Source organism: Xanthomonas sp. D-99 (genome assembly GCF_017746145.1).
GTDB classification, from domain to species: Bacteria; Pseudomonadota; Gammaproteobacteria; order Xanthomonadales; family Xanthomonadaceae; genus Xanthomonas; species Xanthomonas cissicola.
This window is the reverse complement of record NZ_JAGHWU010000029.1, coordinates 41,974-49,747: the sequence shown is the minus strand read 5'-3', so window position 1 is coordinate 49,747 and position 7,774 is coordinate 41,974. Positions and strand designations below refer to the sequence as shown.

The 7,774-nt window shown below is 60.5% G+C and carries 6 protein-coding genes; all 6 read left to right on the top strand.

The features are described 5' to 3' along the window. The first annotated feature begins 355 nt into the window (after positions 1-355). The 6 genes from J7360_RS12705 to J7360_RS12680 all read left to right on the top strand — a co-directional run bounded on the left by J7360_RS12705 (position 356) and on the right by J7360_RS12680 (position 7,746). On the top strand, positions 356-1,054 hold the full coding sequence (locus J7360_RS12705; RefSeq protein WP_209033993.1) for a polysaccharide biosynthesis/export family protein: 699 nt from the start codon (positions 356-358) through the stop codon (positions 1,052-1,054). After that, complete coding sequence (locus tag J7360_RS12700) at positions 1,036-2,475, top strand: GumC family protein (RefSeq protein ID WP_087945331.1); 1,440 nt, start codon at positions 1,036-1,038, stop codon at positions 2,473-2,475. Before J7360_RS12705 ends, J7360_RS12700 begins: the two co-directional genes overlap by 19 nt. Before the next feature lie 242 nt (positions 2,476-2,717). After that, positions 2,718-4,172: an undecaprenyl-phosphate glucose phosphotransferase gene (locus tag J7360_RS12695; protein WP_005920304.1), complete on the top strand. Its 1,455-nt coding sequence runs from the start codon at positions 2,718-2,720 to the stop codon at positions 4,170-4,172. A gap of 94 nt (positions 4,173-4,266) precedes the next feature. Next, entirely contained in the window at positions 4,267-5,556 is a 1,290-nt protein-coding gene (locus tag J7360_RS12690; protein WP_209033991.1) for a polysaccharide biosynthesis protein GumE, read from the top strand. Continuing rightward, complete coding sequence (locus tag J7360_RS12685; protein ID WP_057661214.1) at positions 5,553-6,644, top strand: acyltransferase family protein; 1,092 nt, start codon at positions 5,553-5,555, stop codon at positions 6,642-6,644. Before J7360_RS12690 ends, J7360_RS12685 begins: the two co-directional genes overlap by 4 nt. A gap of 43 nt (positions 6,645-6,687) precedes the next feature. Beyond that, the gene (locus J7360_RS12680) at positions 6,688-7,746 is read left to right on the top strand and encodes an acyltransferase family protein (RefSeq protein WP_209033995.1); all 1,059 of its coding nucleotides are present in this window, start codon (positions 6,688-6,690) and stop codon (positions 7,744-7,746) included. Positions 7,747-7,774 lie beyond the last annotated feature (28 nt).

The window sequence follows — 7,774 nt, the reverse complement described above, 5'->3', positions numbered from 1 at the left end:
CCACAGCCACTCTTCGGAACGACGCCACCTTCCGCCCTGTCAGGTCTCGTTGTTCAGACCTTCCCTAAGTGTCCGAAAACACTCCGAAACATTTTGTCCAGATTCAAACGTGGATCACGGTTCGTTAACGCGATATCGACGAACTTGAATCAATAGGCCAACGCTGTCAAAAAAATGGCGTGCGGTCTCTTGCGGTGCGATTTTTCTGTGCGATAGTGCAGTGCAACACGCGTCACCTGTCGTGATCCCGATGTCCCGGGATGAATCTTCTGTCGTACGTTCGTGCTGGCGCGTTTGGCCGGTTGAATGCTGCGCGAGCTCCTGTCCCACCCAACCGAGGCAGCCAGCCACACGCATGAAGAAACTGATCGGACGATTTTGTCAGGCGCTCAGCCTGGCGTTGATCTGCTCGATGACACTGGGCGCTTGCAGCACCGGTAAGGACATGGCGACCTCGTTGCCGCTGCCTGACGCGCTCGCAATGTCGGCAGTGCAGCCCGAGTATCGGCTTTCGCCAGGCGACCTGTTGCTGGTCAAGGTCTTCCAGATCGACGATCTGGAGCGGCAGGTCCGTATCGATCAGAACGGCCACATTTCGTTGCCGCTCATTGGCGATGTGAATGCGGCCGGCATGGGCGTCGGTGAGCTGGAAAAGATGGTGGCCGACCGGTATCGCAACGGCTATCTGCAAAATCCGCAGGTGTCGGTGTTCGTGCAGGAGTCCAACGGCCGTCGCGTCACCGTGACCGGGGCGGTCGACGAGCCGGGCATTTATCCGGTGATCGGCGCCAACCTGACCTTGCAGCAAGCCATTGCGCAGGCCAAGGGTGTGAGTACGGTCGCCAGCCGCGGCAACGTCATCGTGTTTCGCATGGTCAACGGGCAGAAGATGCTCGCGCGGTTCGACCTGACCGAAATCGAGAAGGGGACCAATCCGGATCCTGAGATTTATGGCGGCGACATCGTCGTGGTGTACCGCTCGGATGCGCGCGTGTGGTTGCGCACCATGCTCGAACTGACTCCTCTTGTGATGGTGTGGCGCGCTTACCGATGAGCATGAATTCCGACAATCGTTCCTCTTCGTCTCAGCGTCATGGGCATCTCGAACTTGCCGATGTGGGGTTGCTCGATTACTGGCGCGCCCTGGTATCGCAGCGTTGGTTGATTATCGCGATCGCACTGGCGGCATTGCTGCTGGCGCTGGCCATCACGTTGCTCATGCCGGAGAAGTACCGCGCGACCAGCACGCTGCAGATCGAACGCGATTCGCTGAACGTGGTGAATGTCGACAACCTGATGCCGGTGGAGTCGCCGCAGGATCGCGACTTCTACCAGACCCAGTATCAGTTGCTGCAGAGCCGTTCGCTGGCACGTGCCGTGATCCGCGAAGCCAAGCTCGACAAGGAGCCGGCGTTCAAGGACCAGGTGGACGAGGCGCTGGAGAAGGCCGCGGCGAAGAATCCCGAAGCGGGGAAATCGGTCGATTCGCGTCAGGCGATCGTCGAGCGCAGCCTTACCGACACGTTGCTGGCCGGTCTGGTGGTCGAGCCCATCCTCAATTCGCGCCTGGTCTACGTCAATTACGATTCGCCGGACCCGGTGTTGTCGGCCAAGATCGCCAACACGTATTCAAAGATGTTCATCATCAGTACGCAGGAACGCCGCATGAAGGCGTCCTCGTTTGCGACCAAGTTCCTTGCCGAGCGACTGGAGCAGTTGCGCAGCAAGGTCGAAGACTCTGAAAAGTCGCTGGTTGCGTACTCGACCGACGAGCAGATTGTGTCGGTGGGCGACGACAAACCTTCGTTGCCGGCGCAGAACCTGACCGATCTCAACGCCTTGCTCGCTTCTGCGCAGGATGCCCGTATCAAGGCCGAGGCCGCCTGGCGCCAGGCATCCAGTGGCGATGGCATGTCGTTGCCGCAGGTGCTCAGCAGTCCGTTGATCCAGAGCCTGCGTAGCGAGCAGGTGCGTCTCACCGCCGAATACCAACAAAAGCTATCGACCTTCAAGCCGGACTACCCGGAAATGCAGCGTCTGAAGGCGCAAATCGAAGAGTCGCGTCGGCAGATCAACGGCGAGGTCGTCAACGTGCGCCAGTCGCTGAAGGCGACCTACGATGCGTCCGTGCATCAAGAGGACTTGCTCAACGAGCGCATCGCCGGTTTGCGGAACAACGAGCTGGATCTGCAGGGCCGCAGCATTCGTTACAACATGCTCAAGCGCGACGTCGACACCAACCGTCAACTCTACGATGCGCTTCTTCAGCGCTACAAGGAAATCGGCGTGGCAGGCAATGTCGGCGCCAACAACGTGACCATCGTCGATACCGCAGATGTGCCTACGTCGAAGACTTCGCCGAAACTGAAATTGAACCTCGCCTTGGGCCTGATCTTTGGCGTATTCCTAGGCTTGGCTGTGGCGCTCGTGCGGTACTTCTTGCGCGTCAATGGCCAGGAAACGCGGCTGAACTGACATCGTGATGTTGCAAAACGATGGTTAATTAAAGTGACAACTGATTCAGCGTGGAAAAGGTGGGATCCCGTATGTTTCGGGCTCCTTCGTTTGAAAGTTTGTCTCTGTTGAAACAAAGGGCTGTCGAGTGATCTGGGGTCGGTAGGTTTACCGCGGTGATCGCTTGGCGGAGATGATTGAAAGCTCGCGTGCGATTCGTATGTTCCCCCGCATGCGTCGTATCGAGTTTGGAGGACATCCCCATGCTTTTGGCAGACTTGAGTAGCGCGACCTACACAACTTCCTCGCCGCGATTGTTGTCCAAATATTCGGCTGCGGCCGATCTGGTTCTGCGCGTGTTCGACCTGACCATGGTTGTGGTGTCCGGTCTGGTCGCTTACCGCATCGTGTTTGGTTCCTGGGTGCCGGCAGCGCCGTATCGGCTGGCGATCGCCACAACGTTGCTGTATTCGGTCATCTGCTTTGCGCTGTTTCCGCTGTACCGCAGCTGGCGCGGCCGTGGCTTGTTGAGCGAACTGATGGTGCTGGGCGGTGCATTCGGCGGCGTGTTCGCGCTGTTTGCCGTGCATGCGCTGATCGTGCAGGTGGGCGAGCAGGTGTCGCGCGGCTGGATCGGCTTGTGGTTCGTCGGCGGCCTGGCCTCGCTGGTGGCTGCACGCACGGTGCTGCGTGGCTTTCTGAACCATCTGCGTACCCAAGGCGTGGACGTGCAACGCGTGGTGGTGGTGGGGCTGCGCCACCCGGTGATGAAGATCAACCACTACCTGAGCCGTAACTCGTGGGTCGGCATGAACCTGGTCGGTTATTTCCGCACTCCCTACGACATCGCCGTGACCGAACAGCGTCAGTCGCTGCCGTGCCTGGGCGAGCCGGACGCGTTGATCGACTATCTGAAGGAAAATCAGGTCGAACAGGTCTGGATCTCGCTGCCGCTGGGCGAACGCGACCACATCAAGCAGCTGTTGCAGCGCCTGGACCGTTACCCGATCAACGTCAAGCTGGTGCCTGACCTGTTCGATTTCGGTCTGCTCAATCAGTCCGGCGAACAGATCGGCAACGTGCCGGTGATCAATCTGCGTCAGGGTGGTGTGGACCGCGACAATTACTTCGTGGTGGCCAAGGCGTTGCAGGACAAGATCCTGGCCGTGATCGCGCTGCTTGGCCTGTGGCCGCTGATGGCCGCCATTGCAGTGGGCGTCAAGTTGAGCTCGCCGGGCCCGGTGTTCTTCCGCCAGCGCCGTCATGGACTGGGTGGCCGTGAGTTCTACATGTTCAAGTTCCGCTCGATGCGTGTGCACGACGACCATGGCACGACGATTCAGCAGGCGACCAAGAACGACGCACGTATCACGCGTTTCGGTGCGTTCCTGCGCCGCAGCAGCCTGGACGAATTGCCGCAGATCTTCAACGTGCTGGGTGGCAGCATGTCAATCGTCGGGCCGCGTCCGCACGCTGCGCAGCACAACACGCACTACGAAAAGCTGATCAACCATTACATGCAGCGTCACTACGTCAAGCCAGGCATCACCGGTTGGGCGCAGGTGAACGGTTTCCGTGGCGAAACCCCGGAACTGCGGACGATGAAAAAGCGTATCCAGTACGACCTCGATTACATCCGCCGTTGGTCGTTGTGGCTGGATATCCGCATCATCGTGCTGACCGCTGTACGCGTCCTCGGACAGAAGACCGCGTACTGATGACGGCGGGGAGCGTGCGAACTGGCGCGTCCGGCGCCGCGGGCGGCTGCATCGCAGCCGCCCTTTTCAGGCAGGCATGTGCATGCTGATTCGAATGAGCGCGGAAACTCGCGTGCGCTGGCATAACCTGTTGATCGAGCTGACGTTGCTGGTCGGTGTGGGTTACAACCTGGTGCTGGCGTTCATCAACGCGAACGTGTTCACCGTGCGACCGGTGATCACCTATGCGGTCGAGTTCATGGTTTACGCGGCTTGCTTCCTGCTTGGCATGGGCTCGTTGAGCCGCAAGCGGATCGCCCTGATCGTCAGTGGACTCGGGTTGATCGTCACGCTGATGTTCGTGCGGTTCTTGGTGAACTGGCAGATCGATCCCAAGTTTTTCCGCGACGCCCTGGTGGTGTTCGCCTTCGTCGTGCTTGGCTCTGCCTACACCGGCTCGGTGCCCAAGCTGTTTATCCGCATGACCGTCATCGTTTCGCTGGTGGCAGCATTCGAGCTGGCGATGCCAGTCAAATACGGCGATCTGATCAATCCAAAGAGTTTCTTCGTCAACGCGCGCGGCATGAGCGCCGAGGGCTTTTGGAACGAAGACAGTAATCTGTTCGTCAGCGCCACCCGGCCGGGCGAGCGTAACTTCCTGCCGGGCTCCAATCTGCCGCGCGCCTCCTCGATGTTCATCGAGCCGGTGACGATGGGCAATTACATCTGCTTTTTCACCGCGATCGTGCTGGTGTTCTGGCGTTGGATGCGACCGGCGGCACTGATCCTGTCGGTAGGGTTGATCGGCTTCATGATCGTCGCCTCGGACGGACGATTGGCGGCGGGCACCTGTGTCTTGATGGTGCTGCTGACGCCGCTATTGAAGCGGCTGGATCAGCGGCTGGCCTTCCTGGTGTTTCTGCTGGTGATCATGAGCGCATGGCTGCTGGTCTGGGTCACGGGCATCACCGCGTACCAGGACACCACGATGGGGCGTGTGTTCTTCACCGTTTATTCGATGAATAACCTGTCGTTCGAGTCGTGGATGGGGCTGGATTTTGCACAGGCGTATCGTTACTTCGACAGTGGCATTTCGTACTTCATCGCATCGCAATCGATCGTGGGCGTGCTGGCCTTCCTGCTGGCCTATTCGTTTCTGCTGCTGATGCCGAGCAAGGAAGGGCAGCTCTTCAAGAACCTGGCGATCTTTGCGTTCGCATTGAGCCTGCTTGTTTCCAACGGCTACTTCTCGATCAAGACCTCGGCGTTGTGGTGGTTCGTCTGTGGTTGCATGTGGCACATGCTGCCGACCTGGTCTGCGTCCGGCACGCAGACTGCCTCGATCAAGGACGATCCAACGGCAGATGGCGCGCAGTTGCCATCGCCTGCGGGAGCGGCACGATGAGCGTGTCGACAATGCCGGCGTCGCCGTCGGCTCTGCCGGCCGCCGACGCGCAGCTCACGACCAGCGGTCGCGTCCGCGACCCGCGCATCGATGCCACCAAGGCCATCGCGATCCTGCTGGTGGTGTTCTGTCATGCCAAGGGCGTCCCGCATGGCATGACCTTGTTCGCCTACAGCTTCCACGTGCCGCTGTTTTTCCTGGTATCCGGTTGGCTGGCAGCCGGCTATGCGTCGCGCAATACCGGCTTGACGCAGACGATCAGCAAGCAGGCACGTAGCCTGCTCCTGCCATACGTCACCTTTTATCTGCTGGGCTATGTCTACTGGTTGCTGACCCGCAATATCGGCGAGAAGGCTGCGCGCTGGGGAAGTCACCCGTGGTGGGAGCCCATCGTGGCGATGTTTACCGGTGTCGGCCCGGACCTGTATGTGCAGCCTCCGCTGTGGTTTCTGCCCGTCATGTTGGTGACCGTGGTGAGTTACATGGTCTTGCGCCGCCTGATGTCGCCGATCCTGATCGCAGGGCTGGCATTGATCGTGGCATGGTTCTGGATGAACTGGGTCCCGGCCCAGCACGTGCGGATTTTTTTCGGTTTGGACGTGCTACCGGTGTCGTTATGCTTTTACGCATTGGGCGCCTTGCTGATCTACCTCTCGCCACGCCTGCCGACATCCTTGGCCGGCAGCGCCCTGGCAACGGTCGTGTTGGCATTGGCGGTGGCCTGGCTGGCCCAGGCCAATGGGCGAATCGACGTCAACATGCTCGAGTTCGGACACAATTACGCGCTGTTCCTGGTTAGCGCGTTGCTTGGTTCGTTGATGGTGATCTGCGCGGCGCGGCTGGTGCAGAGATGGGCGTGGCTGCAGTGGATCGGCCGCAACACCTTGCTGATTCTCTGTACGCACATGTTGGTGTTCTTCGTGCTGTCCGGTGTCGCGGCCTTGGCTGGTGGATTGGGCGGCGCACGTCCGGGGCTTGGTTGGGCGATCTTCGTCACGCTGTTCGCATTGGCCGCCAGCGTGCCGCTGCGTTGGATCCTGATGCGCTTCGCCCCGTGGGCGCTGGGTGCGCGCCCGGTGGCGGCATGAGCGGCGCTTTGGCATGACAAGCGGATTCTCTTCACCACACGATATGCGTGCGCATGACCTCGCGGACGCCAACGCGGCGCCTGCGCTGACGCGCGATTGGCAGATCGACGCCGCCAAAGCGCTGGCCATCGCGCTGGTGGTGCTGGGCCATGCCAGCGGCATGCCGCCAGCGTACAAGCTGTTCGCTTACAGCTTCCATGTGCCGCTGTTTTTCGTGTTGTCGGGCTGGGTTGGCGAGCGTTTTGGACATCGGGCGTTGACGGCGGCATCCGTCGCGAAGCTGGCGCGCACATTGCTCGTGCCGTACCTCGCTTTTTTCATGGTCGCCTATGCGCTGTGGCTGTTGACTGCTGCGATCGACGGGCATGCGGGGCATCCGCAGACGCGCCCGTGGTGGCACCCGCTCACGGGATTGCTGTGGGCCAATGGGTCACGCCTGTATGTGCTTCCCGCGCTGTGGTTTTTGCCCGCGCTATTTGTCACAACGCTGGCTTACATCGCGTTGCGTGCGCGATTGAGTGCGGCCGCGGTGGCGGCGATCAGTCTGCTACTAGCACTGGCGTGGGCGGGGTGGTTCCCTTCGCTGCAGCAGCGTTTGCCGCTCGCGCTGGATGTGCTGCCGGTCGCGCTGTTCTTCATTGCCTTTGGCGGTTGGCTATCGCGGTTCGCCGATGCGTTGCGATCGCTGCGCGCGCAGGTGTGGGCACTTGCCTTGTTGCCGCTGGCCGCACTGTGGTGGTGGTTGGCCCGGTGGAACGGGCAGGTGGACGTGAACAACCTGCAGTTCGGGCAGTCGGCTGCCGTCTTCCTGCTGGTCAGTCTGCTCGGAACGGCGATGACGTTTTGCCTCGCCCATTTCATTCGGCGTCTGCGCTGGGTGCAATGGATCGGTACCAACACCTTGCTGATTCTGTGCACGCATACCCTGGTTTTCTTGGTGACCACCAGCGTGGTTGCGCGTACGGGCCTGATCGCACGCAGCGCAATCGGCACACCTGCCTGGGCGTTGGGGCTGAGCGCGTTCGCGATTGCTGCAAGCGTGCCGATGCGCGCGGTCCTGGTGCCGATGGCGCCGTGGATGCTGGGGTTGAAACGCAAATGACGAATTTTCAGAATCATCAGCCGTCGCA